Raw genomic sequence first — 25,961 nt, forward strand, 5'->3', positions numbered from 1 at the left:
TCAGGGAGGAACAGTCACGGCTGGTGTTTCTGTGCGCAGGATCAATCTATTCGACCCGCCAGAGTCGAATCTGGTCTGCACCGCCACTGGCGAGCAGTCTCCCATCGGGTGAGAATGCAATGCTGTCGGCCTCGTATGAATTCCCCGTGCTGGGCATGTGAAAGGTCGTCTTGATCCGGCGGCCAAATATGTCCCATACGAAAATCTTGTCACCGCTTCCGCTCGCAAGGAACCTGCCGTCAGGCGAAAAGGCCAAAGAGCTCGACCCTCTCTCATGGGCCCCGAAGGTGGCGTTGATACCGCGACGGCTCCGATCCCACAAGAAGACGTCGCCGGCTTCGCCCTCACCGTTGACGGCCAGCATCCGGCAGTCATGCGAGAATGCAGAGTAGGGCTGCTCGGGTTCTTGTCGGAAGCCATTCGGGGATCTCAGTTTGTTGACGGGTTTCCGGTCACCTGCATCCCAGATGGTGAACCCGTCGGCTGTCCTCTCGGAGACGAATAGAGAACCTCCGGGCGAGAACCGTACCGCAGGGGGCGCAGCGAAGGATTCTTGACCGATCGCCAACCTGACGATTTTCTTGCGAGTCGCCATGTCCCACCGTACGACAAGGCATCCCGGTCGCAGGAAGACGCTGATCGCCAAATGCTTACCGTTCGGCGAGACCGTCAGGCCGTTGAGGCTTGCTCCGTCGAGCTCATCCGGCAATAAGAATTCAGCCACCAGCTTGTCGCTGCCGCCCTCCTTCACCGTGAATATGGAGCCGTCGGGTGAGCCCTCCCTCAATGAGGCATCGAAATTGGCTTCGACCACAAGAAGCCGGCCATCTGGAGAAAAGGCGCATTCGTCGCCCGGGTTGTAATCAAATCCCGGCCGCACTTTCCCGGAGGCCACGTCGATCATCTGACTGCCGTGCCCGTGGGCGAACAAGTATTTGCCATCCGGCGAGAAGGCCAGGGACTCGGCGCGAGTGGCGTCGTTGAATACTCTGTGAGGTCCGTTCGCATCGTTGAACGTCTTCCACAGCAGGAACCCTCCTCCCGGCACTACTACAGACAGGGTCGCGAGGCCTCCCATGAGGAACGCACGGCGGCCGATCGCGGGCGGCTTGGCGGCGCCTGATCGCTGCAGTGTGTCCCAGTCCGCGCCTGCATGGTGCGGTTGTGTCGCGGCTGGGCGGAGGTTCGGTGCAGCACGGAGGGCGTCGGCGACTTCGGCGGCCGTGGATGGTCGATGGGCGGGGTCCTTGGCGAGCAGGCGTTCCAAGAGCCAGTCGAGGTGAGGCGGGATGTCTGGGCGAGACTCGGAGGCCTTACGCGGGATGGTTGAGAGGTGTTGATGGACGAGCGCTGCCAACGATGGGCCGGGGAACGGCGGTGCGCCGGTCAACAGGGCGTACAGCGTGCAGCCGAAGGAGTACAGATCGGTCCGTGCGTCGGCGGGGTTGCCCTGGTACTGCTCGGGAGCCATGTAGGTCGGTGTGCCGATGATTCCGCCCGTGGCGGTGAGCCGGGTGCCGGCCTCGGCGTATCGAGAGATTCCGAAGTCGCAGATCTTCACCCCGCCATCGGCCAGTTCCATCAGGTTGGCAGGCTTGATGTCGCGGTGGACCACGCCTTTGCGGTGCGCGTAGTCCAACGCGTCGGCCACCTGCGCCATCAGGACAGTGGCATGATCGACTGTGAGTCCATTCGGTCTCTCCGTGAGCAACTCGTCGAAGTCGCGGCCCGTCAGTAGCTCCATCACGAAGAACGGGTGGCCGTCATGCTCCCCGATGTCGTGAACGACGGTGATTCCCGGATGCTGCAGCGCAGCTGCTGTCCTGGCCTCATTGCGCAGTCTCGAGATCAGCCCTGGAGCGGGATCCAGAGCCGCGAGGACGATTTTGATGGCGACCTGACGGCCCAGGCCGTCGTGAGTGGCGGCCCAGACCTCGCCCATGCCGCCTTGACCGAGGCGCCGCGTCAGTCGATACTTTCCGCCGAGCATCATTCCAGGTTCCACCTGGCCAGAGCCCTCTTTCCGATCGGGGGACAACCTCGTCTATTCGGTCGGATCCTACTCGTCGGCAGTGAAGACTCTCGAGGGGACCTGTTCCAGGCTTCGGGCCTGGATTCCCCGGTGGGCTCAAGGCGGCGCCTGGGAGATTGGCTTCCTGAAAAACTGGACGCCTCGTATTCGTGTATGCCCGTCGACAACGGTGTAGAAATCAGCAGGATGCACGCCCGCGCCCTACGCTTCAGCCGCATGCTGGCGACATCATTTCCGGCGCCTCGCCACCCTCTCACCAGATGAACGACACCTTGACGAGCGCACCGGCCATCCGCGTGCTTCGCTGCCTGACCGATCAAGCCCGGCCGGGGTCGAAAAGAGGGGCAGGCGATGGCACCGGATCGTCGAACGAACCCGTCTCCGGGCTCGCCGGCTGCCGTCAGCTCCACCCTCGCTGCGAGCGGCGAGCCGAGCACGTCAGCGCATCTCGTCTGCTGGCTGCATGCCGGACGGAAGCCCGATCGACGCGGGCGACGACTGGGACGAGTGGAAGGCGATCCTCAAGGAAGCCGAGATCGACAAGGACGGTCGCAAGCTTTTATGCCGGGACATATCGCAACGCATTCTATTGTATCATTGAGCTGGCTTTTGTCGCTTTTGAAATGCCCGGGAATGCCGTTCTGTGTTCGCACGGTGTGGATGCCGAAGAGCGGCCAGCGAGCAACGGATCCGGCGCTTACCGGACATTGGCCATTCGCTTTGTGGTGGTTTGGGGTGGCGGCTCGGCGAGGGAATTTTCTGCGCGATTACGTCAGCCAGGCAATGGCGGACGTTCAAGGCCAGGACGGGTTCATCGGATGGCGGGGACGGCATAGACGCGCGGGCTGGCGAGTTGGGTCGAGTGTGACCATGGATCAAGATCTCCGGCTGGGCATCCATCCACTCCTGGCGGACCGGTTCAGCCCGGACCAGTTCGACCCCGCAGGCAGCATCGATGACGAACAGCTCGGGTTGTTGCTCGAGGCCGCGCGGTGGGCGCCGTCTGCGGGGAACTCTCAGCCTTGGGGATTCCTCCCGGTCCGTCCCCGTGAGCCCGGCCATGTGCGGGTCATCCGGCATCTCGCACGGAGCTCGGCACGGTGGGCGCCGAACGCGGGGCTCTTGATCGTGAATCTGACCCGCCGGTACGTCGATGACACCGACCTCGTCTATTCGGAGTTCGCCGACTACGACCTCGGACAGGCCGTGGCCTACCTGACCGTGCAGGCACAGGCGATGGGGCTGACATGCCACCAGTTCCGCGCCTTCGACATCGAAGGCTTGACCGCGGAGTTGCGGCCGAACCCGGGGTGGGTGGTCATGTCGATGACGGCCGTCGGCGTCGCGGCCGATCGTGGGCAGCAGGTACGGCGGCGCCGCAGCGTGGCCGAGATGTGCGGCGATCCATGGATGGAAACCTGACGAACGTGACCCGGAAGTGGCACGGTGTGTCAGCCTGTCCGATGAAGGCACCTACGGAGGATGCTCTCGGAGGTGGAAGCGGTCCGACCCCCGCGCACGCGCGTGGTGACCGCGTCTCCGGGGTGCAGCGAGGCCGCACGACGCATCATCCCAATGCAGGAGGCCACGCCCACAGGGCCACTCTTTAGATCAAGGCCGTGAAGTCAAGGGCTGATCGGCTCTGTCAACAGGATGTCGATGCTGATGGTGGCCTTGTAGGTGCGGCCCGTGTCACGCATTGTCTGCTTTCGAGATGCTGACGAATGTCGCCCGGTGCCATGCCGTGTCAGGTGCCGACGAGCATCCAACGAGCAACCATGGGGCGGATGGCATCCCTTGACCATGCGCATTCTCCATCCATTGGCTGGCCGGGGCGCGAGATCCATCCGCAGTCTCGGTGGCGCAGATCGCTGATTCCCAGACCTGGAAATCGCCGGTCACCCGGCCATGAGGCCAGCGTCGTTGAGTCGCTTGATGAGGCTGGGCTTGCCCTGGTGTCGTTCCCGGAGGTGGGTGAGGCGCTGGGCGAAGGTGTCGGCATGCTTGTCGCGGATGGCCAGGGCGTGCAGGTCGCGGAGGAGCTCGACGGCTTGGTCGTGTTGGCGGGGCTTCTTGGTGCCGATGGAGGTCTCCACCCGGTCCCATGCTGCTTCGAAATCCTGGGCGAGCCGGTTCAGATGGACTTCTCTGGCTTGCCGTCGTTCCTGTTCCCGTCGGGCTTGTTCTTCGGCGCGCCGGGCCGCCTCCTGTCGCTCACGGTCGTGTGCGGCGGGCGGCCGCGGCGTCCAGCAGTTCGGCGATCGTCCGTCCCGTCTCCACCTCCTGGTCGGTGGTTTCGCCGCCGAACTCGCGCAGTAGTTCCCAGCGGACCCCTGCGGCGTCCTCCTCGACCACTCGCAGCAGCAGCGCGTCCTTGCGCTTGGCGGGCAGAGTGCCGATCCAGGTGGCCAGGGACTTTCGGTCGTGCTGTACGGGTTGCGCCGGACGGCTGGCCTCGGCGGCGGCCGCGAGCAGGTCGTCGTCCAGACGCAGGAAGTCGGCCAGGGCCCGTTGCGGTGCGCTGAGCGAACCCAATCCGGGTGGGACGGGTGGCTCCAGGGCGTCCTCTACCTCGTAGTCGAAGGCGTCCTCGTCGCGCTCCCATGTCCCGTACGCCGACAGCCAGACCAAATAGAGCGGGCGCAGGTCGCCGGCGGCCAGTTCGGCGCGGACGCCGACGATGGCCGACAGCGAGCGTTCGACGTCGTCTGCGCCCTCCACGAATACTCACAGGCAGCTTGAACTGCATGGATGTAATTTTCGGCAGCCGCACACCCCGACCTCATCCTGATCGCCCCCGGACGGCACAGCTGGGGAAAACTCCGGCCCATCACCGACCACTACCCGCCCGCCCTGTGGCCGGCCAGAGGCAACAACGGCGCACGCCCCGGCCACTGGGGACCCTGCGAAGCCCGCCGCGGCGAACGCGACCACGAACGCGCCGCCTACGACATAGCGGGCGCCGGCCTGCGGATCCTCCGCGCCCGTGCCGAAGAACACGCGACCGGCCCCTCCGCCTGAGTGCGGTGTTGCGGCGGGTAGTAACGCAACGGACTGTGTGCCGCACAGGGCGAGTCACGCGATCGCCAGACCGCCCGGGTCTCGGCCTGGCCCTTGATCGTGAAGCACTGGGTTAACGCTGCGTTGTGTGCTTCGCCGTTGTTCCGATCGTGTCGTTCCGACACCCTTGATCCAGGACGAATCACCGCATCGTAGGGAAAGCATGACAAACAGCCATACACGAGCACGTCCATGAACATCATCACGTCAACAGTTGTCTTCACGGTCGATGATCCGGCGGGCTCCCGTCGGTTCTTCAGCACCCATCTGGGTTTTCGTGAGGTCCTCGACACGCCGGATTTCACCTGGTTGAGCCGTGACGACGGGGCCGCCGACATCCTGTTGCGCCGGCGAGACCTCGAGCTGGCGTGGCAGTCGGAGGCTCAGCCGGTGGTGGTGGCTTACGCGGTCACCGATCTGGCCAAGGAGTACGAGCGCCTGCGCGCCGCAGGCGCACCCATCACCACGCGGTTGCGCTGCGATCCGTGGGGTGAGCGGCTGATGCGCCTGACCGACCCCAACGGCATCGTCGTCGAGCTGACCGAATGGATCCCACCCAGCGGCGCCTGATCCACCCCCCTTTGGGATGGCCCTTGAACGGCGCCACCCATGACCGATCACTTTCCGTACATGAATGGAATCTGTAAGTATGCAACCGGCAGCGGCCTGGCCGGGCCTGCGGCGATCGCCGCGCTGATGAGCGCCGTCCCGACCGAGCAGGCCGGGGTCGGTTCGGCGATGAACGACACCATCCAGCAGGCCGGCGCCGCCCTCGGCGTTGCCGTCCTGGGCAGCCTGGCCACCAGCAGCTACACCGCCGCCATGCCCGCCAGCGCGCCGGAGGAGGCGCGCCGCAGCCTGGCCGTCGCCGTGAGCGACCCGTCCCTGGCCGCGCTCGCTCGGGACGCCTACAGCGCGGCCATGTCCTCCGCCTTCCTGGGGGCCATGGCAGGTGTGCTGGGCGCCGCCGTACTGGCTCTGCTCTTGCTCCGTGGCCGCAAGCGCGGCGCGCACACCACCTCCTCGACCCCGGCCGAGCCGGCTCCGGCCGCCGCGCACTGACATGTGAGCGGTGCCGTGTCAGCGGCCACGTCAGAACGGCGGCTGCCCGCTATCAGGACGGTCCGCGATCGTAGATGCCATGAGCGGTTAAGCCGCCCGATCAACAATCCCTAACTGATTTCTTGGAGCTCACCACCATGTCCATCACCCTTACCGGCCAGGACAAGCTCACCCTGCGCACTGCCGCCTACGGTGCCGTCACGCTGCTGGCCGCCGCTGATGTCGCCGGTTCGCCGCACAAGGCGGCCACCGCGGGCTCGCTCTCGCTGTATTCCGCGACCGGACCGGTTGGGCACGTGCTCGCCGAAAAGACCAGGGACGTCCACCTGGAGGGCAAGTCGGTGGCCGCGATCGCCGACCACGTGCTGCCCGCCCTGACAGCGGCCATGGGCCTGCTTAACAAGCAGGATCCGGCGGAGGCCGGCAACTTCCGCAGCACCGTCCTGGTCGCCGTCGAAGCCGCCGCCACGGCGCACAAGGGCGAGCGCAGCCCCACCGCGGCCGACATGATCCGCAAGATCACCGAAGCTCTCGACGCCGCCTGACAGCAGGTCGGCCCGGACCGTTACGAAATACGCAAAAGGATGCATATGTCAGTCTTCCAGCGGCGAGGCCTCCTCGCCGCCGCCTCCCTCGCGGCCGCGATCGCGGCCGCGGGGGCTCCCGCCGCCTCCGCGACGGCGGAGCCGGGGATCACGGTCTCAGGCAAGGTCACCCAGCCGGTCTTCTCCTACGCCGACGCCATCCGTGAGCACGTCCGGGTGCAGTCGCCGCTCGACAGCGACGGCGACGGCGAGAAGGACCTGGTCCGGGTGGACATCATCCGGCCGAAGGAGTCCGACTCCGGGCTCAAGGTCCCTGTGATCATGCACCAGAGCCCGTACTTCGACAAACCGGGCGCCGGCTTTCAGCTGGACCACAAGAAGTACGACGCGAACGGGAACCTGACGAAGTTCCCGCTGTTCTACGACAACTACTTCGTACCGCGCGGGTACGCGTACGTGTCCGTCGACATGATCGGCACCAGGCTGTCCGACGGTTGCCCGACCACCGGCGGCCCGTCCGACGTGCTGGGCGGTAAGGCGGTCATCGACTGGCTGAACGGCCGGGCGACCGCCTACAACGCCAAGGGCGAACCGGTGAAGGCCACGTGGACCACCGGGCGCACCGGGATGATCGGCCACTCCTACGAAGGAGGGCTCGCCATCGGGGTCGCCGGCACCGGGGTGCCGGGGCTGGAGACGATCGTGCCGCTCGCCGGGCCCAGCAGCTGGTACGACATGTGGCGTGCGAACGGCACCCTCACCGACTTCAAGCGCGGCCAGGAATACATGGCCACCATGGTCGACGAGGACCCGGACGAGAAATGCGCTGCGGCGCACCAGCGCATGAACGAGGGCTCAGACGACGCCACCGGCAACTACAACTCCTACTGGCGCGAACTCGACTACCGCAACGGGCCGATCTCGAACGTCCGCAACGTACGCGCCAGCGTCTTCTCGGTGATGGGCATGCAGGACCGCAACGTGATGGGCAACCAGTTCTCCGAGTGGTGGGCCAAGCTGCCCAGCACCGTGCAGCGCAAGGCGTGGGTGACCCAGTACGGGCACCTCGACCCGTTCTGGGCCCGCCGCGAAGTGTGGGTCAACACCCTGCACCGGTGGTTCGACCACGAACTGATGGGCGTGCAAAACGACATCATGCGCCAGCCGCGTGCCGACGTGCAGCTCGGCCCGGACCGGTGGATCACCCAGGCCGACTGGCCCGCACCCACGGCGCGCAGGACGACCCTGCGGCCGCAGCAGGCCGGCTCTCTGGGCCGCAAGCCGTCGAACGGAACCGGCAGCTACCTCGACACCCGCCAGAGCGAGGAAGCGGTGGCCGCCGACCCGGCCACCGTCAACCCCAACCGGCTGGCCTTCCTGACCCCGCCGCTGAAGAGCGCGACACGGCTGTCGGGCACACCGTCGGTGAGCCTCAAGGTCAAGCTGGACAAGCCGACCGCCAACCTGGGCGTCATGCTCGTCGACTACGGCACCGACACCCGCATCAACTACAGCGAAATCGGCCCGGATCGCGCGTACGGCTTCAAGTTCCTCGATCGCGACGACTGCGTCGGCGAGAGCACGGCCGATGACGACGGCTGCTACCGCAGGGCCGTCGACAACACGGTGACATCCGGCTTCCACGTGGTCACCCGCGGGATCATGGACGCGCAGAACCACACGTCGCTGAGCCGCCAGACACCGCTGCGGCCGGACAGGTCGTACCAGATCACCTGGAAGATGCTGCCGCAGGACTACGAGTTCAAGGCAGGACACCGGCTCGGCCTGGTGCTGACCGGAACCAACGCCGACCTCGGCGAACCCGCCCTGGGTGGCGCGGAACCCGGCACCGGGACCAAGGTCACCCTCGACCTGGCCGGCACCTCGATCACACTGCCGCTCGTCACCGGCAAGTAACGCGACACGAAAGACGACACACCATGAACACCAGCAAAGTCCTCAGGCGAGTGGCGATCCCCGCGCTGGCAGCGGCCGTGCTGGCAGGCACCGCCACACCCGCGCTCGCCGCCGACCGGGATCGGCCGGAGCTGCAGAAGACCGTCCAGGCGTACATCGATGCCGGTTTCCTCGGCGTGCAGGTGCGCATCAACGACGAGCGAGGCGAGTGGACCGGCAGCGCCGGGGTGCGCAAGCTGGGCTCGGCCGCCAAGCCGCCGACGAACGGCCGGTTCTGGACAGGCAGCGTCATCAAGCCCTTCACCGCGACCCTGTTGCTGCAACTGGTGGCCGAAGGCAAGCTCACCCTGGACGCCCCGGTCGCCGACCACCTGCCTGAGTTCGGGCTGGACCGGCGCATCACCGTCCGGATGCTGCTGCAGCACACCAGCGGCCTGTTCAACTACACCGGCGAGTACTACGAGGACGGGACCGTCAAGCCGGGCATCCTCGCCACCGGCGACGCCTGGCTGGCCAACCGATTCCGCAGCTACAAGCCTGAAGAGCTGGTACGGCTGGCGCTGTCCAAACAGCCGCGGTTCGAGCCGGGCACCGGCCAGAACTACTCCAACACCAACTACACGGTGGCCCTGATGCTGATCGAGAAGGTCACCGGCCGCTCCTACACCGAGGAGATGAAGCGGCGCATCCTGCGTCCACTCGGCCTGAAGGGCACCGTGGTCCCGGGCGACAAGACACAGTTGCCCGGGCCGCACGCCCACGGCTACTACCGCGCCCAGGACGGCCGGGTGGCCGACATCTCCCGCCAGAACCTCTCCCTGCTGGCCGGTGCCGGGGACCTGATCTCGACCACCCAGGACCTCCACACGTTCTTCTCGGCGCTGAACGGCGGCAAGCTCCTGCCGGCCGAGCTGCTGGCCGAGATGCGCAAGCCGCACCCGAAGATGGGCTACGGGCTCGGGCTGTTCGTGCAGGACCTGGGCCCGAACTGCGGCAGCGTCTACCAGCACAACGGCAGCCCCCCGCACGGCTACGGGACCCTGATGTACAGCTCTCCTGACGGCAAGAAGACCCTGACCGCCTCGGTGACCTGGGTGGACTCGGCCACCCGAGGCCCGGCCAAGGACTTCCAGAAGCTGACCGACACCCTCGTCAAGCAGGTGTTCTGCGACGAGCAGACTGGCCCGGCTCAATAGACGGCGCCGAGCAGGCACAACCACTCGACGGGCCGTCAGGGACCAGACCGGCCGAGTGGTGTCTGCTCAGCCGGTTCGGTTCGCGCCGGCCGCCCGGATCCGCGCGAGCCCCGCGTCGCGACGCTGACCACCGTGCGCCCAGACGGCTCGCCCCACGTGACAGCCGTGCGCTTCACCTGGGATCGGCACGCGGGACTGGCCCGCGTGCTGACCGTGGCCGGCTCGCACCGCCGCGCCGCGCTGTGCCAGGTGGATGGCTTCCGCTGGGGCACCCTCGAAGGCCCGGCGACCGTCCGCACCGACCCTGAGCGCATCGGCCATGCCGCCTGTCGGTACGCCGAACGCTGCTCGCCCGTCCCGGCCAGCAGCCGCACCAGGGTCCGGCCGACGTTCCCGGTGGCACCCGTAACAACAATCATGATGAGCCCCTCAGTTCTTAGTTAGCTAGCTGACTTAGAAGGACGGTAACACACTGACTCATAACAGGCGCCTGATGGAAGCCTCTGCCCGGGTGGTTCACCGGCTGGGAGTGGGCAACGTGTACTACCACGTCAAGACCAGGACGAGCTGGTCACTTCACCATCGCCTCAAGGGGCTGGTGGAGGGCTGGATCTCCCGGCGCGACGTGGCCGCGCGTACGGCTGTCCGACCGGGACGCTCGTCGCAGAACTGGGCAAGCGTGAGCCGAGCAAGCTGGACGGCGCGGCGGGCAACCTCATCCGGCTGCTCCTGGACTGGGTGGCACGGCAGTTCGGCGAGCTGGGGCAGGTGACCCTTGGAGAACCAGGCTCACCGCCTGGCTGAGCTCTTGTGAGTATTCCGCGTTCCCTGTCACATCGCCTGGACGACGCGTAGGCAGAACCACGAAGGGAACCAGGAACATGACCACCACCATCACCCGCAGCAACGTCTCCGCCCGCCCGCTGCTCACCGCCGCGGCGGCCGCCATGCCCGTCTGGACCGTGGTCGCCCTGACGCAGGCGTTCACCCGCGAGGGCTTCGACCTGGTCCGCCACCCCTTCAGCCAGCTCGCCACGGGCTCGCTCGGGTGGATCCAGATCACCAACTTCCTGATCGTCGGCTCGTTGCTCATCGCCGGTTCCTTCGGGTTCCGCAAGGCCTTGTACGGCAAGACCGGCGGCACCTGGGCGCCGCGTCTGACCCGGGTCGCCGGGATCGGCATGATCGGCGCGGGCGTGTTCGTCATGGATCCGGGCGATGGTTTCCCCGTGGGCACGCCGGCCGGGCCGCCGGCGGCGATGAGCTGGCACAGCATCATGCACATGGTGGCCGGGTCGGTGACGTTCATCGCTTTCGCCGCGGCCTGCTTTGTTCTCGGCCGCTACTTCACCCGCGCCGGTGCCCGGGGCATGGCCGTCGCTTCCCGCCTGGCCGGCCTGGCCGTGCTGGTGGGCGATGGCTGGGCGATCAGCGGCGGACATGCAGGCTCGGTGACGCTCGCCACCGGAGTCATGATCGCGATGGGCTGGATCTCCCTGGTCGCCGCTCACCTGCGCAAGTTCGCCTGAATCACCCACCACTTCAGCCCCGAGGGAGAAACCATGAGAAAGATCGTTGCCGGGCTGTCCGTCTCGCCGGACGGCGTCGTGGACTCGCCCGAGACGTGGCACTTCTCTTTCATGAACGAGGAGGTGAGCACGGTGGTCAGGGCCATCCAGGCCGAGGCGGACGCGCTCCTGCTGGACCGGGCCACCGACGAGTCTTCCGCCGAGGTCTGGCCCTACTAGACCGGCCAACTGGCCGACCAGCTGAACAACATCCGCAAGCTGGTCGTCTCCACCACCCGGTCGGAGGCAGCACAGGAGGACATGGAGGAGAGCAGTGCTAGACGCGATGGCCGGGCCTGACGGCTCAAGGATGCGATGGGTGGAGATCGCCGGTGCCGAACCTGCCCCGTGTGTGCGCGCACGGTGCCGCTGTCGGGACGACAGGAACTGGAAGCCTCAGCTATACGGGCCCACACCGTCCCGGGCGCGGGCCGCAACATCATGCTCGGCAACCCGGCAGGCGTTCGCCGAGTACGCCACCCGACGCTGACTCGAGCCATGTCATGTCCCTCGTCGTCTTCCTGCTCATGCCGCAGGTGCATCTTCTCGACGTGGCCGGTCCCGCTCTGGTCTTCTCCACCGCGGACGACCTCGGCTACCCGCACACCCTCGCCTACGTCGCCGAGGCCAGCCTGGTCCTCAGCGCCCAGGGCTTGGCGCTGCAGGCGCAGACCGGATGGCCGCGCCTGGCATCCGGCGATCTGATCATCGTGCCCGGCCGGGGCGGCCAGGCCCCGCCGATAAGCAGGGAGACTCTGCGTCGGCTGCGCGGCCACCACGCGGCGGGCGGCACGGTGGCCGGTGAGTACGGGGGCGCCGACGGTCGGGCCGTCACCACGGCGGGCGTGGCCGGAGGCATCGACCTTGCTCTTCACCTGCTGGGCGTGCGGCATGGGCCGTACGCGGCGGGGCGGGTGGCCCGCGCCCTGCTGGGCCCTGCCCTTGGTGAGGGTACGGCGGCGCGGCTCAGCCCGATGCTGCGGCCGCGCTCGCACATGGACGAGTCGGTGCACCGCATCCAAGACCTGATCGAGTCCCGCTTCACCGAACGGCTCCCGCTGCGCCTGCTGGCCAAGGCGGCCGGATGTAGCGAACGCACCGTGACCCGGCTGTTTCGCCAGGCGACCGGGCTCACGCCCTTGGCCTATCAGACTTCCCTGCGTTTGGAACGTGCCGAGCACCTCCTGCGTAGGGGCGCTACCACCGAAGTCGCCGCGCGCGAGGTCGGCTTCGGGGACACCAGGACGCTGCGCAGGCTCCGTGCCCGCGCGGCGTCACCAGAAGGAAACCCCTCAAGGAGAAACACATGAGCCGCAAAATCGTGGCTGGGCAGTACATCTCGCTCGACGGCGTCGTGGAGGCGCCCACCGAGTGGCACTTCCCCTATCTCAGCGACGAGATGGGCGCCGCGCTCGGCGAGATCTCGACCGCGGCCGACACCCTGCTGCTGGGCCGGACGACCTACGAGGAGTTCGCCGCCGTCTGGCCGCACCAGAGCGGCGAGATGGCCGATGCGCTCAACGGCATCCGCAAGCTCGTCGCCTCCACCACCCTCAAGGAGGCCGCCTGGCAGAACTCGACCGTCATCGAAGGTGACGTCATCGCCGCCCTCAAAGAGCTCAAGGAGCAGCCCGGCAAGAACATCAACGTCACCGGCAGCATCACCCTGACCCACACCCTGCTGCGCGCCGGGCTCATCGACGAGCTGCGGCTCCTCGTGCACCCCATCGCGGTGGGCACCGGCCGCCGCCTCTTCCCCGACAGCACCGGCCAGATCCCGCTCAAGCTCACCCGATCGGTCACCTTCGCCACCGGCGTGCTCGACCTGACCTACCAGCCGGCATGACCCGGATCCTGCTGGCCTGCGGTATCGCCGCGGGCCCCTGGTTCCTGGGCGTGGCGCTGATCCAAGGGCTCACCCGTGAGCCCTTCGACTTCACCCGCAACGCCATCAGCCAGCTCAGCCTCGGCGAGCTCGGCTGGATCCAGGTGATCAGCTTCGTCATCACCGCCTGCCTGGCCATTGCCGGATCGATCGGGCTACGCCAGGCGCTGCACGGCGCTCCCGGCGGCACCTGGGCTCCGCCGCTGGTGGCGGTGTTCGGGGCTTCGTTCCTGGTCAGCTCAGTATTCAGCGCTGATCCCGGGGCGGGCTTCCCGGAGGCGAGCGATCAGGCAGCCGTGCTCAGCACGACCGGCGCCGTCCACATGGCGGGAGCCACGGTCGGCTTCCTGTCATTGTGCGCGGCGTTCGTGGTGATGGGCCGGTACTTCGCCGCCCGGGGCGAGCGCGGGTGGGCGATCGCCTCCCGGCTCGTGCCGGTCGGCGTGCTGGCCGGGTTCGCCGCCTCTTCGGCCACCGTGCTGGCGTTCACCGCCGGAGCGGGGCTGGGATTCATCTGGCTGGCCGTGGTGTCAGTCAGAGTGCGCGCCACGGTCAACGCGTAGAACGGCGGCCGGGCTCTGAGGGGAGCCCGGCCGCTTTCGTGTGTCAGAGGGGGCCGAGGTCACGGACGACCTGGGCGAAGGCGCGGATCATGTCGTTCTCCGTCTCACCGCGCCAGGCCAGGCCGTAGTCCAGCGCAGCCATGTCGGGGATGGGCAGCCAGTCCATGTCCGGCCGGTTCCAGTAGCGGCTCACATGTACGGGGAAGACGTTGACGATCTCACCGGCGCTGATGAGGGTGAAGATGTCGTCGACGTTCTCGATCTCCGCGCTCCGCTCGATGATGTTGCCTCTGGGCGTGTGCCACGGTGTGTAGCTCTCCGCCCAGTAATCGGGGATGGGCTTGCCGCGTGCCACCTGGAAGTCGCCCAGCATCTCCACGGATGCCGAGGAACGGCCGGCCAGCTCGTGATCGACAGAGACGGCTAGCACTCGCCGCTCGGCGAACATCGTCGGCCCCACGATCAGGTCGGGCTCGTGGATGGGCAGCCAGGTAACCAGCATGTCGATGTCGCCTCGGCGCAGCCCGGCGAAGGGCTCAACGAAGGGGGCGTGCCGCAGGCGCAGCCCCCACTGCGGGTGGCGGGTGCGGAAGGTTTCCCAGTAGCGGCGCAGGTCGTGGGCGTTGGCCGGGATCATGCCGATGCGCAACACGCCGGTCTTGCCCTGGGCGGCCAGCTTGGCACGCTCCATACTCTCCTGGAGGCCCCGGTAGGTCGGGGTGAGATCCTTCCGGAGCTGCTCACCAGCGGGCGTCAGCCGTACATTGCGGCTGTCACGGTAGAAGAGCTCGGCGCCGATGCCCCGCTCCTGCTTCTTGATCGCCTGGCTCACCCTGACCACTGAGACGAACAGGCGCTCGGCGATCCGGCCGAAGTGCAGCAGGTCGGCCAGGGTCAGGAAGATCTCGATATCGCGCAGTTCCACCAGGTCACGAGTCCAGCGGTCCTAGGTCGCGGACGACTTGTGCGAATGCGCTGATCATGTCGTTCTCCGACTCTCCTCGCCAGACCAGGCCGTAGTCCAGCGCGGGCATGTCGGGCATGGGCACGTGGGCGAGGTCCGGGCGGGCGAAGTACCGAGCCACGTGCGCGGGAGACGCATTGATGATCTCACCCATGCTGAGGTGGGAGTAGAGGTCGTCGTTGCTGGTGACTACCGGCCCGGGCACAATGAGGTGGCCCCCGGGGGTCTGCCGCGGTGTGTAGGCCTCGAGCCAGTAGTCAGGGGCCGGGTTGGCGAGCGGGAGCGGGAAGTCGCCGAGCATCTCGATCGTGGCCGTGGTACGGCCGGCCAGCTCGTGGTCGACGGCAAGCGTCAGCACCCGGCCGTCGGAGAACATCGTCGGCCCCATGACGAGATCGGGCTCCAGCACGGGCAGCCACGTGAGCAACATGTCCATCTCGCCGCGGCGCAGTCCGCCGAAGGGGTCGACCCAGGGGGCGATCCCCAGGCGCAGGCCCCACTGCGGGTGACGGCTACGGAAGGTCTCCCAGTAGCGGCGTAGTTCGTAGTTGTTGACGGAGATGGTGCCGATACGCAACACGCCGGTCTTGCCCTGGGCGGCCAGCCTGGCACGTTCCATGCTCTCCTGGAGGCCCTGGTAGATCGGAGCCAGATCCTTCCGGAGCTGCTCTCCGGCGAGGGTCAGCCGTACGTTGCGGCTGTCGCGGTAGAACAGCGCGGCGCCGATGCCGCGCTCCTGCTTCTTGATCGCCTGGCTCACTCTGGCCACCGACACGTGGAGCCGCTCGGCCGTCCGGCCGAAATGCAGCTCTTTGGCCAGCGTCAAAAAGATCTCTATATCGCGCAGCTCCACGTTTCCTCCTCTCATCTCGTCATTCGGAGGAGAAGAGTGGCATGCGCGCATTGTTCTCCGCAAAACAGACACCTCCCGGAGTGAGCGGCCCCGGGAGACGAACGGCCAGGTCATCAGGCGTGGCCGGGTTTATGCGTGTCCAGATCGGCCCGGAGGTTGACCGGGAGCGGCACTCCTTCTCGACGCGGAACTCCTTGGCAAGAACGGCATTCCCGATCTGCCTGGGGATTGCTCCGAGGCTCAGAACTTGACCTCAATCACGCCGGCGAGGCAGTAGCTGGTGTTGAAGGACCTTCAGCCCTTGGGCGGGCGCGCAGTCTGCGCAGCATCGCGGTGTCCGCGAAGGCGCTCTCGCGGGCGGCGACCTCGGTGGTGGCGCCCTGCCGCGACAGTTGTTCGGCACGTTCCAAGCGCAGCGGCGAACCTGGGCGCGGCAGTGGACAAGACGGTCTCCGCACACGCCGCCTGCCTGCCCGAGCCGCAGTGTCCGCTACGTGCTCTATCTCGGCCGAAAAGCGGCTTTGCGCGTGCTTGGACGGGTCTGCGATCAAGTCGGGCGTGGCTTGCCCGCCGAGCCTTCCCGTATAGCCCTTCTCTTGAGCTTCCCGTGGGTCTGGCTTGACCGGCCAAGTTCGGGCGCTCCGCGACCGCTGGCGCAAACCGGTGCATTCTTCCCTGCTGTCCCGCCCGCTGACGTGCCGAACGCGTGCCGAAGAGCATGTGACGAGCACGATCTCGGCCATCTTCGCCTCTCAGAAGGCGGCCGAGAACCGAGGAATCGCAGGTCAGATGGGGTGTGGAGTGGTAGGGCGCCCGGGGCTCGAACCCGGAACCTACGGATTAAAGATCCAGTTCGAGCCGTTCCAGATCGTTCAATGCAGGTCAGTGGCTGTGTAGGGTCTCCCCTGAACGCTCCTGAACGGCATGGAACTGCAACGGCAACTGCAACTGGCGGCAGCGGTGCCGACGGTTTTACAGCTCGTGACCGTTGCGAACTATGCACGTCCTTCTACCTACGGTGGAACCTCCGAGGCGCACCTTCATGCTCTTGATCATTACACGCATATTGCACACGCCGCCCGGCCACGAGGCTCAGGTGGCGGCGTCGTTCAAATGAGCGATCCATTCGCCCTGCTTGACGACGACGGGCGGTGACGGCTGTGCGGGCCAGATCTGTAGGTAGTGATGGTTGCCGGCGAAATCCGGCCGCTTCTCAAGCGTGCTGCAGACGTGGTAACGCAGCCGGTGGAGGCCTGGACCGGCTGGTAGCGAGGGAAGGCGGCGCATCGCCGTATCGTCCCAGTCCATGCACCATCCGATCAGGGAGACCTCGCCGGTCTCTGACAGGAAGTCGATCTCCACGATCTCCTCGTACCCGTCGAGGTCGGCGCCCGGGTCGTGGTCGGCAATGGTCACCGTGAAGGGAATGCTGTCGCCGTGCTGATACACGATCGACAGTTCGGCCATGGCCTTCCGTACCGTGACGAGCGCGACGGACCACACCACGTCGCCCGCGTCGTCGCCGTCCCAGTCCGTCAGTAAGACAGTGCTGCAGTCCTCGACGTCTACTTCCACCCGGACGGTCTCCGCATAGGGGCTCATAGGTGGCGATCGTAGAGTCCGCCACCGACAGACCGGCCAACTGTCCGCAGTTCGAAGATCAGCCACGTTACTCGGTGGGCCAGGGCTGAGGAACGAAGCTCTGGACCTTCGATCGCCCCCAACCATGTCCGGCGGCCAGCCATGCCGTGGCGATCGTAGGGCTGCATCTGTGCGGCGGCGCGGCAACCCTGACCGGCGCGTTCGATCGGTACGGCGGGGTCGGCGTGCGGTGCCCGGCCCGGTGTCCCGCCGCCGTCCGGGACCGGCCCCCAGGCCGCACGCCCGGACGGCGGGCGGGCGGAGGGCCGGGGGTACGGCGGCGCGCCGCGCCGCCGCTTGATCATTCCTCGGCTCGGCGCTCACCGCCTCGATCGGCTACGGCCGGAGCACTTGGACGCCTTCTACGCCCACCTCTCCCAGCAAGGTCTTTCACAGAACACGATCGTTCAGATCCACCGCATCCTGTCGCGTGCACTCAAGATCGCTGTTCGGCGGGAGAAGATCGTGCGGAACGTCTGCACGCTGATCGACGCACCCACAGTCGAAGACGTGGAGATCGAGCCCCTCACGGAGGAGGAATCACGCGACATCCTCGATGTGGCCATGCACCGGAGGAACGGAAGTCGGTGGTCCGTGGCGCTCGCTCTCGGTCTTCGGCAATGTGAGGCGCTCGGCCTGCGCTGGAAGTACGTAGACCTCAAACGAGGCGTGATCCGTGTCTTCTGGCAGATCAAGCACCAGCGCTTCCGTCATGGTTGCAAAGATCCTCACGCCTGCGGCGAGAGGCTTCACCGCTACCCCTGCCCGAAGAACTGCCCAAAGGCGAAGCGCGCCTCCGGCCGACGGCATATCTGCCTCACCGCCTGTTCGCCGAACTGTTCCCAGCACAGCGGTAAGTGTCCGAAGCTCTGCGCGCCTGACTGCGCGAAGCACGCCCCTTCCTGTCCCGAGCGGGTAGGTGGGTGGATCTTCGTCAAGCCCAAGGGCAAGAGCAAGCGAACCGTCATGATCCCTCCCCCTCTGATCCCTCAGCTCAAGCGCCAACAGGAGATGCAGCAGGTGGAGCGCGACGCTGCGGGGGAGCGGTGGCAGGATTACGACCTCGTCTGGTGCCATCCGGATGGACGTCCAATAGATCCGGGCGCCGATTGGGACGAGTGGAAGGAGCTCCTCCGCTCAGCCGAAGTGGACAAGGACGCGCGCGTTCACGACGCGAGGCACACCGCCGCGACTCTTCTCATCGAGCAAGGTGTGGATATCAGCGTCGTTCAGCAGATCCTCGGGCACTCCCAACTGGCCACGACCAAGCGGTACACGCACGTGACGGCGGCCCTCTCGACGGAGGCGGCGACTCGAATGGGACGGGCGCTCTGGGGTGACCAGCTCTGAGAACTGCAACGGAAAATGCAACTGGGCGGGCTTCCCGATCATTGAGATCAGGGAGTCCGCCCAGGTCATATGGGGTAGGGCGCCCGGGGCTCGAACCCGGAACCTACGGATTATTGATGGATCACGGATTGTGGATGGGTGCGGGCAGCACGACGGGGTGGTGAGGTGCTTGGCAAGGCCGCTCGAGCGTCACGGTGACAGAGACCCCCACGCCTTGAGCAAACTGCTACGCCGAACGCTGGGTCCGAGCCGTCCGAGCCGAATTCACCGACCGGATGCTGATCTACGACGAACGTCATCTGTGATCAGCCCTGAACGAGCACGCCGAGCAGTACAACGAGCATCGACCGCACCAGTCCCGTCGGCAATGCTCGCCCGATCAAGACGAGCACGTCCTGGTGCCGTTGGAAGGCCGGATTCAGCGCCGGAGGGTGCTCAGCGGAGCCATCAACGAGTATCACCAACCGACTGACCGGCCGAGGAAGCCCAGATCAGGCCGCGTGTGCGAGTTTTGAAGCAGTACAGGTTGCCGTCTTGGGGAGGGCGGCCTGCCAGGCGCTCGCGGGCAGCTTGGTGATCGTGGCCTCGTTGGTGGCGGTGATGGTCCAGCCGATGGTGAAACGGATGGTCCGCTGCGTGGTGACTCGTGCTTTCATGTGGTCGACCAGGTCGTTGGTGGTGCCGGCACCGTCGATGCGGAGCAGCAGCTTGCTGCGGTAGGTGGTGGGGATCTGGGTGACGGCCGTATCCAGCAGGTCGATGTGGTCGGGTGCGTCGTTAGCGTCGGCGTTGCCCGACCGTGGCCGGATCGCCAGCGACTTGGCGGTGTTGACGCATCAGGTCGCCAGCGAGTGGAACCAGAAGCCCTTCTTGCAGGTGGGGGCGGCGCCCTGCTTGGGTGAGTGCGCGGTGGTCAACGCGGCGTCCATGTCCAGGACCGTCCAGCCCGTCAACGTCTTGCCCGCCCGCGCTCACCCAGGGGAATCCCGGCTCGCGGGCGGCCAGCAGGTCCCTTGTCTGAGCGCGGGTGGCGGCGCGCGCCCGGTTGATCGCGGCCGTGAGCCGGTCATCGGCGGTGGCGGCCAGCACCCGGCGGATGGTGGAGTCGGAAAGTGGCGCGCTGAACAGCGGTGCTTGGTGGGACAATAGGGCGATCTGGCGCATGCTCCTGGCTCCCAGCACGATCGCGATGGCCGGCTGGACCAGCGCGATGCTGCAGTCCCAGCCCGGTAGGCGATCCCGTCGGGCGGCGCAGCGGTTGAAGGCCCGGCCGAGCGTGGTCGTCAGTCGCACCCAGTCGACGTAGCGGCGTAGGAGTATCGCGCCCGTGTGCCCGACCAGTCCCCTTCCTTCCGCGGTCACAGACAGCCGGAAGTCCCATCCCGGAGTCTTCACCTGAAAGGTGCCCCGATTCCCTGCCTGCCGGATGCGACGTAGACATTCGCATCCCCGCAGGTCAGGGGCACCTTTTCGTATCGCTTGAGGTGATCGCTTCAACTCTCATGAATGAATACCTGAGGTCATTAGGCGATCGAAACGGTAGCGCCGTCCATGTCCAGCAAAATTGGACATGCAGCGCTACGCTGGTGTCATGGCAACGGCGGGAGAGACGCTTCAGGCAACGCTCAGCGAGAGCGCGTACGGCGCCCTCAAGGTACTTGCCGAGAGCGCCGTCCCGCTCTCCGGCCGAAAGGTCGCAACTGCTCTGGGCGTTTCCCCGACCACAGCGAACACCGCGCTGGCCAAATTGTCAGAAGCCGGGTTCGCCATCTCGAAGAGATCAGGGAAAGCCATCCTGTGGCAGCTCGCGGTCTCGAACCCTTCGATCAGTGCCTGGCTCGAGGAGACAACGCCTATCAGCGCGGTGCCTTCGACCGGATCGAGTCCGTACTCGACGGGCGGCGGTGGCGTCCGCTTGGAGCACTCTTACGCGGCGTGTCTGATTGCCGGATTCCTCGCGGGTGAAGCCCTGCCCGAGCTTGGCGATGCCGTATCCGTCGACACCATTCGTCTTCAGGCGAGCGATCTGAGCGATGTCGACGACATTCTCATCGAAGGGCGTGACTCTCACGGCGAGATGCACCGCTCCTCGATTGCCGTTCGCAGGAGCCCTGCGCTCACCTCAAGCGATAGCGCGTCAGTTCCCCTGATTCGCGACTTCTTGACGGTCGTCACGGATCATTGGCCCGAGGCGGCTTCGGGGCGGTGGCGGATCGTGCTCGCGGTATCAACGAACGCCAATGCGATATCACAGCTCGCTGAACTCGCGGAGCTTGCTCGCGCTCTTCCTGGCGCGGCTGCTCTGGCGGATCGCTTGACGCAGCCGGGGCGAACGAATACCGAGATTCGCAGCCGGCATACCCACATCAAGGACTTGGTCCGGCAGGCATCCACAGGACTCGCCTCGACCAGCGGATTGGGCGTAGAAGAGCTGACCTGGCGACTCCTCTGGAGTCTCAGAACACGAAACCTGCGTCTGGAAAGGACGGACCGAGTAGACCGGACGACAGCAGTCAACACTCTGCAGCGCATGATTCGCGACGGCACGCCCGCCGCGGCAGACGCACTCTTCTCCCGAATCGAAGAGCTGGTGGGGGGATGGGCGCCGCAGGGCGCGGTGCTGACGCAATCGGTGATCCGCCGGAGCCTGAGCCCCTTCTCGCTAGCGAGATCCGTCAGGTTCGCCAGCGCGTGGGGGACATTGGATCGGCTCGGCGTTCGTCTGCGCGAGTCGATTAGGCCGGCGCTGCGGTCGGCGTCGCAGTCGCTGGAGCTGGAGCGAGCCGAAGAAAGATCGAGCCTCATTCAGGCCATGCGATCGGCAGGCGTGTCCGTCGGCGCTCTTGTGGTCACCGGCGATCCAGACGTCGGTAAGTCCGCCTTGTCACTACGCGCGGTCGAGAACCTTGAAATGGAGGGCGCCGCCGTCTCCAGTCTCAGCTTGCGCGATCTCCCCCACGCCCCAGCCGACCTCGAGACCCAGCTGGGCGGATCCGCTATCGACGAGGTGATGGCAAGTGGGGAAGTGCAGCCCATCCGTCTCCTTCTGATCGATGGCGCGGAGTCTGTTCTCGAAGGTAAGGGCCAGCTTTTCCGGACAGTCGCCACAGGCGCGCTGAGGGCTGGCTTCGGCGTGGTTGCCGTCACGCGCGGCGATGGCTCCCGCCAGGTTCGCGACGAGCTGGCTCGAGCCGTAGAGCTGGCTCAATCTGGTGGACCCCCGGCCGAGCATGTGGTGCCGCCACTGACCCACGAAGAGCGTCAAGCCCTTCCGGCGGCCTTCGCTGCCCTCGCTCGTCTGGATGACGACCCGCGCGCGGGGTGGCTTCTTGGCCGACCAGGTCTTGTCGACGTGCTGCTCCGGACGGGCGCGGCTCTCGATCCAGCCAACCTGCTATGCGAGGCGGACGTGTTTTCCGCGGTTTGGCGCAGTCTCATCCGTCGGGACGAGATCCATGCCCCAGGTACCGCATCCCCAGATGATCGTGAACAGGCCGCCCTGAGCGTGGCCAAACGTGCCCTCGGCATCGCCGGCCAACCTCCTCATGGCAGCAGCTCCGCTGAGCTGCGCTCGGACGGCGTCCTTCGGGTGCCCAACAACCCCGCCTTTTCGCCAGGCGATGAATTCGCAACCGATCTGTTCCGTGACTTCGCACTCTGTCGTCTCTTCATCGCGCACGGATGGGATCTCCTTGCTTCGGCTGGAGCCCCACGCTGGTCGATCCGCGCGGCTCGCCTCGGATGCCAGACCACATTGCTTCACCGCGACGACTCGAGTGGCTGGGTGAGCCTGTCGACGACCTTCGGTGAGATCGCCGATGTTCACGGCGACAGGTGGTCGGAGGTGCCGTATGAAGCCCTTCTGGCTCTCGGGGACGCGGAGTCGGCCATCCGCGAACACTGGGGGCCTTTGATGGAAGACAACTGTGCTGGCCTTGGGACCCTGCTCCGCCTCGCCCAGACCAGATATGTGACCGGCACGATGGGCGATGCCTATGCGCTCGCACCAATCGTGAAGGTGGTCTTCTGCGAGCGGCCCACGATTGAGCGCGGACCGCGGCTCGGCAGTCGAGCCATGCATGAGGCCGTCCAGGACCTCGTCCTGGCTTGGCTCCGCGGTATGGCGAGTACCCGCCGACCGTCACATCCTCTGCGTCAAGAGGTTCGCGACGTCATCCTCGACAGCGCCCCGCCGTTCTATGACGACTTCGCCGTGGAGGCGCTCGCCTCCTTGGGACCGGATCTCGACGACCGGGCGGAGGCGTGGCTCCGCGAAGTGGCCGCGGACAGGCCGGGAGACCTCAACCCCGCGGTGGAGTCGGCGATCGTCGCAGTCAGCATGGCGCAGGAGCGGCCGAAGCTGCTGCTGGATCTCGCTGAGGCCTACTACATCGAACGCCCCAATCCACGTGGTCGCTGGGGTGGCGGCTTCCCCTTCGACGATGGCATTCGGGACTTCCGCCACGGCCCTACCCCCGGGTTCGCGATACCGCAGGCCGCCTGGTACTACGGTCCCTTCTTCCGCCTGCTCAATACGATCCCGGTAGACGCCATTGGCTTCATCAACCGGATGCTTGATCACGCCGCCAGGTTCCGGGTTGACCAGTTGACCGCTCACGGCGACCGCTCTGCCGAGCCTGAGGGCGTATGCCTCGATATGCCCGGGGTCGGTGATCGGCTCTATGTCGGCGATGGCCACGTCTGGGCGTGGTATCGCGGCACGAGCGTCGGACCACGTGCATGTACGAGCGCGCTTCTCGCGCTGGAGCGCTTCATCGACCACCTCCTGGAGCAGCTGAACGTCCCAGCCCAAACGATCGTCGAACTTCTCCTTCGCCACTGCCACAACCTCGCGGTGCCTGGACTCGTGGTGGGCTTCTTGACTCGACATCGGGAGGCGACTGGCACCCTCCTCGATCCTTTCCTTGCCTCCCCGGCCGTCTGGCACCTTGAGACCAATCGCGTTACCGGTGACTTCGGATTTCGAGGACGAGATGCGGATGCCGACAACTTGACCGGGGCTGACCGGCGCAGGCACACCTTCCATGAGACCGTTAGCGCGATGGTGATCAACTCTCGGCTCTCTGGCGACGAGGATCGACTCGCCCAACTCCAGGCAGTCGGCATCCAACTCGTCGAGAGTGCCCGCGCCGAGCTCGCCGACGTCGAAGGCGATCACGAGGTCTACCTCGCGATGATCGAGAGCTGGGCGGAGGAGTTTCGCATCGAGAACTATCGAGCCAGTCGAGACGGGGACCAGCTCGTCATCCAGTTCGAGCGACCCGAACGCATCGACAGAGTACTCGAGCCCCGCAGCGCCGAACTTCAGAGAGGGAACGCTCTACTCGGCCTCCAAAACCGCTACGGGCGCTACAACGATGCCCCCGAAAGCTGGCCTGTCCAAAACCTCGCAGAAGATCTTGCGATCGCCCGTAGGCTCGTTGAGGACGAGCAAATCCCAGAAGAAGCGCTGTGGCCGGAGAACGGCCTCGTGGCCGTCGCCGCGGCAGCAGTGCGAGCCCACGCCCTGGGACGTGCGAGGTTGGATATATCCAGCCTGACCTGGGCGATTGACGCTGTAATCTGGGCTGCCGAGAACCCACGAACTGATGAGATGACCTACAGCGGGACATGGTTCTCAATGGGGGCCGACCGTGCTGCGGCTGCGGCCGCACCACTACTTCTCCTCGAGCCATTCGACAACCTAGATCTAGACCGGCCGCGTGTTGAGAACTGTCTGCGGTCCCTCGCCACAAGCCTCTTCGATGAGGTACGTGCGATCTACGTCAAGGGCTGCGAGCCGATTTGGGCCATCCCGTGCGACATCGACGAAGGCTCGGCCCCATGTCACCGGCACGGACCAGCGTGGATCGCCGCGACTGCGGGACTGATCGACTGCAGGCTGGGGCCGTGGAACCAAGAAACGCAGCAGCGGGAGCCTGATCCGCTGCCAGTGCCGTTCCACGAGTCGCTCTCGGCCGTTGCCGACGACCAGTTCATGGTCAATCGGCTGCGAATGCCGTTGGCGTGCCTGGTCGACGCCAGACGCGTGCCGTGCCTTCAGGATAGGGTCGGCGATCTCTGGGCGCCGCTCTGGGACGCCCACCGCAGAGGTCTCGCCCATTGGTGGAAGGAGGGATACGACCATCACGCGCACATCCACCACGAGCCGATCGCCCAGCGAATGATCACGATCGCGTTGGCTGGCGACCGAGACCCCATCAGGGCTCACATCGAGCATTTCGCCACAGACTCCAACGCTCTGCACATGCTCTTCAGCGGATTCGGCACCGTCTTCACCTACGACGAGCAGCTTCGACGATCCATGGTCGATTTCTGGCCGTGGGCGCTGGAAGTCGCTCTTGATTCCGTCGGTGACGGAGTCAGGCTGTGCGCGCAACGCCGTCATTCGTTCGACTACATGACTGCGGCCCTGCTCCCCACCCCGAACGCGAGGATGGCAGACCCGGACATCGATGGCACTTTCGCTCGATGCCGCGAGAACTGGCTTCAGCCCGACGCTCTAGGTCAGCTTGCGGACCGCTGGCTACGCCTCGCCCGCTGGGAGCCCAAAGCCGCTGACGCCGTGATCAAGTTCGCGAAGAGCGCACCGCGGCAGTGGCAGGCGACAATCGCGCTGGCCTGGATCGAGTCGATCATCGACGGGCGCCACGCTCTCTTCGCCAATCGTCTCTGGTTCCTGGAGGAATGGCTGGCGGAACTCCGCAACCGTGGTGCGATCGTAGGGGACATAAGGAGCCGCTACCACCGGATCGTCGACGGCCTGGCCGCCGCTGGCGATCGAGCTGCGGTGAGCCTTCAGCAATTGGACGAGTAGTGATTTCGAAGACGTGGCCACAGCGTCCGTAGCGGGCGGTGGTCTTGTTGAGGACGAGCTCGTCGGCCTGTTTTGCTGGCCTGGGACGTCGTTGATTCTGTACTCAGCCACAGCGGCCTCCGTGCCGAGCGCGACAAGCCGACAGTTCTTGCTGGTGCTGGTGTGGGACTCATGAACACAATTTGTCGCCAGCGCTGGGCTTCCTCGCTTTGGCGGGCCGAGCGTTCCCAGGGCGCTGGGCGACTGTGCGCCTGCCGACAATCCCGTCCGGCCAGGTCACTCGAAGAGGCGATAGCTGGTGCCACCCAGCGTAGGAGGACGCTCGGCTGGAGCGACTCCGTCGGAGCAGACGGGTGAGCAGGCGGTGACGTCAATTCAGCCCCTAAGTACGCGATGGGTGCTCGGACGTCGGGAACCAAACGCGCGAGGGTGGAACAGGCCAGCATGGGCTCGGCTGAGGTCGGGAGGCGCCCGCTCAATAGCGTGG

General features: G+C 66.2%; 22 protein-coding genes. 15 read left to right on the forward strand and 7 right to left on the reverse strand.

The genetic code is table 11. The annotated features are described in order from the left end of the window. Window positions 1–46: 46 nt before the first annotated feature. On the reverse strand, window positions 47–1,993 hold the full coding sequence (locus ABFX55_RS38920; protein ID WP_346128191.1) for a WD40 repeat domain-containing serine/threonine protein kinase: 1,947 nt from the start codon (window positions 1,991–1,993) through the stop codon (window positions 47–49). A gap of 502 nt (window positions 1,994–2,495) precedes the next feature. Between ABFX55_RS38920 and ABFX55_RS38925 the strand changes: the two genes are divergently transcribed. Beyond that, entirely contained in the window at window positions 2,496–2,633 is a 138-nt protein-coding gene (locus tag ABFX55_RS38925; protein ID WP_346128193.1) for a hypothetical protein, read from the forward strand. A 269-nt stretch (window positions 2,634–2,902) separates the two neighbouring features. Continuing rightward, window positions 2,903–3,454, forward strand: a complete 552-nt coding sequence (locus tag ABFX55_RS38930; protein WP_346128195.1) for a nitroreductase family protein — start codon at window positions 2,903–2,905, stop codon at window positions 3,452–3,454. Window positions 3,455–3,930: 476 nt separating this feature from the next. Here ABFX55_RS38930 and ABFX55_RS38935 read toward each other — a convergent pair whose 3' ends face one another. Beyond that, on the reverse strand, window positions 3,931–4,128 hold the full coding sequence (locus ABFX55_RS38935) for a hypothetical protein (RefSeq protein WP_346128196.1): 198 nt from the start codon (window positions 4,126–4,128) through the stop codon (window positions 3,931–3,933). Between the two features lie 118 nt (window positions 4,129–4,246). Next, on the reverse strand, window positions 4,247–4,753 hold the full coding sequence (locus ABFX55_RS38940; RefSeq protein ID WP_346128198.1) for a hypothetical protein: 507 nt from the start codon (window positions 4,751–4,753) through the stop codon (window positions 4,247–4,249). Between the two features lie 531 nt (window positions 4,754–5,284). On the opposite strand from ABFX55_RS38940, the gene ABFX55_RS38945 reads away from it, so the two are divergent. The 11 genes from ABFX55_RS38945 to ABFX55_RS38995 all read left to right on the forward strand — a co-directional run bounded on the left by ABFX55_RS38945 (window position 5,285) and on the right by ABFX55_RS38995 (window position 13,828). After that, window positions 5,285–5,662, forward strand: coding sequence for a VOC family protein (locus ABFX55_RS38945; RefSeq protein WP_346128199.1), 378 nt, complete (start codon window positions 5,285–5,287; stop codon window positions 5,660–5,662). A 60-nt stretch (window positions 5,663–5,722) separates the two neighbouring features. Continuing rightward, window positions 5,723–6,154 (forward strand): hypothetical protein, encoded by a 432-nt coding sequence (locus ABFX55_RS38950; RefSeq protein WP_346128201.1) that lies wholly within the window; start codon window positions 5,723–5,725, stop codon window positions 6,152–6,154. Between the two features lie 137 nt (window positions 6,155–6,291). Further along, a complete protein-coding gene (locus ABFX55_RS38955) occupies window positions 6,292–6,699 on the forward strand; it encodes a hypothetical protein (protein ID WP_346128202.1) in 408 nt (135 codons plus the stop codon). Window positions 6,700–6,744: 45 nt separating this feature from the next. Further along, window positions 6,745–8,616 (forward strand): CocE/NonD family hydrolase, encoded by a 1,872-nt coding sequence (locus ABFX55_RS38960; RefSeq protein ID WP_346128204.1) that lies wholly within the window; start codon window positions 6,745–6,747, stop codon window positions 8,614–8,616. A 23-nt stretch (window positions 8,617–8,639) separates the two neighbouring features. Beyond that, complete coding sequence (locus ABFX55_RS38965; protein ID WP_346128205.1) at window positions 8,640–9,812, forward strand: serine hydrolase domain-containing protein; 1,173 nt, start codon at window positions 8,640–8,642, stop codon at window positions 9,810–9,812. Window positions 9,813–9,968: 156 nt separating this feature from the next. Continuing rightward, entirely contained in the window at window positions 9,969–10,256 is a 288-nt protein-coding gene (locus ABFX55_RS38970) for a pyridoxamine 5'-phosphate oxidase family protein (RefSeq protein WP_487047404.1), read from the forward strand. A gap of 437 nt (window positions 10,257–10,693) precedes the next feature. After that, window positions 10,694–11,341, forward strand: a complete 648-nt coding sequence (locus tag ABFX55_RS38975; protein WP_346128207.1) for a DUF998 domain-containing protein — start codon at window positions 10,694–10,696, stop codon at window positions 11,339–11,341. A gap of 33 nt (window positions 11,342–11,374) precedes the next feature. Beyond that, window positions 11,375–11,560: a dihydrofolate reductase family protein gene (locus ABFX55_RS38980; protein WP_346128209.1), complete on the forward strand. Its 186-nt coding sequence runs from the start codon at window positions 11,375–11,377 to the stop codon at window positions 11,558–11,560. Between the two features lie 323 nt (window positions 11,561–11,883). Continuing rightward, a complete protein-coding gene (locus ABFX55_RS38985) occupies window positions 11,884–12,690 on the forward strand; it encodes a GlxA family transcriptional regulator (RefSeq protein WP_346128211.1) in 807 nt (268 codons plus the stop codon). Next, window positions 12,687–13,226, forward strand: coding sequence for a dihydrofolate reductase family protein (locus ABFX55_RS38990; RefSeq protein ID WP_346128213.1), 540 nt, complete (start codon window positions 12,687–12,689; stop codon window positions 13,224–13,226). Before ABFX55_RS38985 ends, ABFX55_RS38990 begins: the two co-directional genes overlap by 4 nt. After that, a complete protein-coding gene (locus ABFX55_RS38995) occupies window positions 13,223–13,828 on the forward strand; it encodes a DUF998 domain-containing protein (RefSeq protein WP_346128215.1) in 606 nt (201 codons plus the stop codon). Before ABFX55_RS38990 ends, ABFX55_RS38995 begins: the two co-directional genes overlap by 4 nt. 43 nt (window positions 13,829–13,871) lie before the next feature. On the opposite strand, the gene ABFX55_RS39000 is transcribed toward ABFX55_RS38995, so the two are convergent. The 3 genes from ABFX55_RS39000 to ABFX55_RS39010 form a co-directional block, all read right to left on the reverse strand. Further along, window positions 13,872–14,753 (reverse strand): LysR family transcriptional regulator, encoded by an 882-nt coding sequence (locus ABFX55_RS39000; RefSeq protein WP_346128217.1) that lies wholly within the window; start codon window positions 14,751–14,753, stop codon window positions 13,872–13,874. A gap of 4 nt (window positions 14,754–14,757) precedes the next feature. Further along, window positions 14,758–15,645 carry a LysR family transcriptional regulator gene (locus ABFX55_RS39005; RefSeq protein ID WP_346128218.1) on the reverse strand — a complete coding sequence of 296 codons (888 nt, stop codon included), beginning with the start codon at window positions 15,643–15,645 and terminating at the stop codon, window positions 14,758–14,760. 1,092 nt (window positions 15,646–16,737) lie between these two features. Beyond that, a complete protein-coding gene (locus ABFX55_RS39010) occupies window positions 16,738–17,247 on the reverse strand; it encodes a hypothetical protein (protein WP_346128219.1) in 510 nt (169 codons plus the stop codon). A gap of 390 nt (window positions 17,248–17,637) precedes the next feature. On the opposite strand from ABFX55_RS39010, the gene ABFX55_RS39015 reads away from it, so the two are divergent. Continuing rightward, window positions 17,638–18,636: a tyrosine-type recombinase/integrase gene (locus ABFX55_RS39015; protein WP_487047405.1), complete on the forward strand. Its 999-nt coding sequence runs from the start codon at window positions 17,638–17,640 to the stop codon at window positions 18,634–18,636. Between the two features lie 491 nt (window positions 18,637–19,127). Here ABFX55_RS39015 and ABFX55_RS39020 read toward each other — a convergent pair whose 3' ends face one another. Beyond that, complete coding sequence (locus ABFX55_RS39020) at window positions 19,128–19,292, reverse strand: hypothetical protein (protein WP_346128222.1); 165 nt, start codon at window positions 19,290–19,292, stop codon at window positions 19,128–19,130. Between the two features lie 935 nt (window positions 19,293–20,227). On the opposite strand from ABFX55_RS39020, the gene ABFX55_RS39025 reads away from it, so the two are divergent. Beyond that, the gene (locus ABFX55_RS39025; protein ID WP_346128224.1) at window positions 20,228–25,474 is read left to right on the forward strand and encodes a hypothetical protein; all 5,247 of its coding nucleotides are present in this window, start codon (window positions 20,228–20,230) and stop codon (window positions 25,472–25,474) included. The last annotated feature ends 487 nt before the right edge of the window (window positions 25,475–25,961 follow it).

It is taken from the genome of Nonomuraea roseola (genome assembly GCF_039535395.1).
Classification (GTDB): domain Bacteria; phylum Actinomycetota; class Actinomycetes; order Streptosporangiales; family Streptosporangiaceae; genus Nonomuraea; species Nonomuraea roseola.

Excerpts from the sequence above, each read along its gene's own strand:
- ABFX55_RS38920 (WP_346128191.1), bottom strand. The coding sequence starts at position 1,993 with ATGATGCTCGGCGGAAAGTATCGACTGACGCGGCGCCTCGGTCAAGGC.
- ABFX55_RS38925 (WP_346128193.1), top strand. The coding sequence starts at position 2,496 with ATGCCGGACGGAAGCCCGATCGACGCGGGCGACGACTGGGACGAGTGG.
- ABFX55_RS38930 (WP_346128195.1), top strand. The coding sequence starts at position 2,903 with ATGGATCAAGATCTCCGGCTGGGCATCCATCCACTCCTGGCGGACCGG.
- ABFX55_RS38945 (WP_346128199.1), top strand. The coding sequence starts at position 5,285 with ATGAACATCATCACGTCAACAGTTGTCTTCACGGTCGATGATCCGGCG.
- ABFX55_RS38950 (WP_346128201.1), top strand. The coding sequence starts at position 5,723 with ATGAATGGAATCTGTAAGTATGCAACCGGCAGCGGCCTGGCCGGGCCT.
- ABFX55_RS38955 (WP_346128202.1), top strand. The coding sequence starts at position 6,292 with ATGTCCATCACCCTTACCGGCCAGGACAAGCTCACCCTGCGCACTGCC.
- ABFX55_RS38960 (WP_346128204.1), top strand. The coding sequence starts at position 6,745 with ATGTCAGTCTTCCAGCGGCGAGGCCTCCTCGCCGCCGCCTCCCTCGCG.
- ABFX55_RS38965 (WP_346128205.1), top strand. The coding sequence starts at position 8,640 with ATGAACACCAGCAAAGTCCTCAGGCGAGTGGCGATCCCCGCGCTGGCA.
- ABFX55_RS38975 (WP_346128207.1), top strand. The coding sequence starts at position 10,694 with ATGACCACCACCATCACCCGCAGCAACGTCTCCGCCCGCCCGCTGCTC.
- ABFX55_RS38980 (WP_346128209.1), top strand. The coding sequence starts at position 11,375 with ATGAGAAAGATCGTTGCCGGGCTGTCCGTCTCGCCGGACGGCGTCGTG.
- ABFX55_RS38985 (WP_346128211.1), top strand. The coding sequence starts at position 11,884 with ATGTCCCTCGTCGTCTTCCTGCTCATGCCGCAGGTGCATCTTCTCGAC.
- ABFX55_RS38990 (WP_346128213.1), top strand. The coding sequence starts at position 12,687 with ATGAGCCGCAAAATCGTGGCTGGGCAGTACATCTCGCTCGACGGCGTC.
- ABFX55_RS38995 (WP_346128215.1), top strand. The coding sequence starts at position 13,223 with ATGACCCGGATCCTGCTGGCCTGCGGTATCGCCGCGGGCCCCTGGTTC.
- ABFX55_RS39010 (WP_346128219.1), bottom strand. The coding sequence starts at position 17,247 with ATGAGCCCCTATGCGGAGACCGTCCGGGTGGAAGTAGACGTCGAGGAC.
- ABFX55_RS39020 (WP_346128222.1), bottom strand. The coding sequence starts at position 19,292 with ATGAAAGCACGAGTCACCACGCAGCGGACCATCCGTTTCACCATCGGC.
- ABFX55_RS39025 (WP_346128224.1), top strand. The coding sequence starts at position 20,228 with ATGGCAACGGCGGGAGAGACGCTTCAGGCAACGCTCAGCGAGAGCGCG.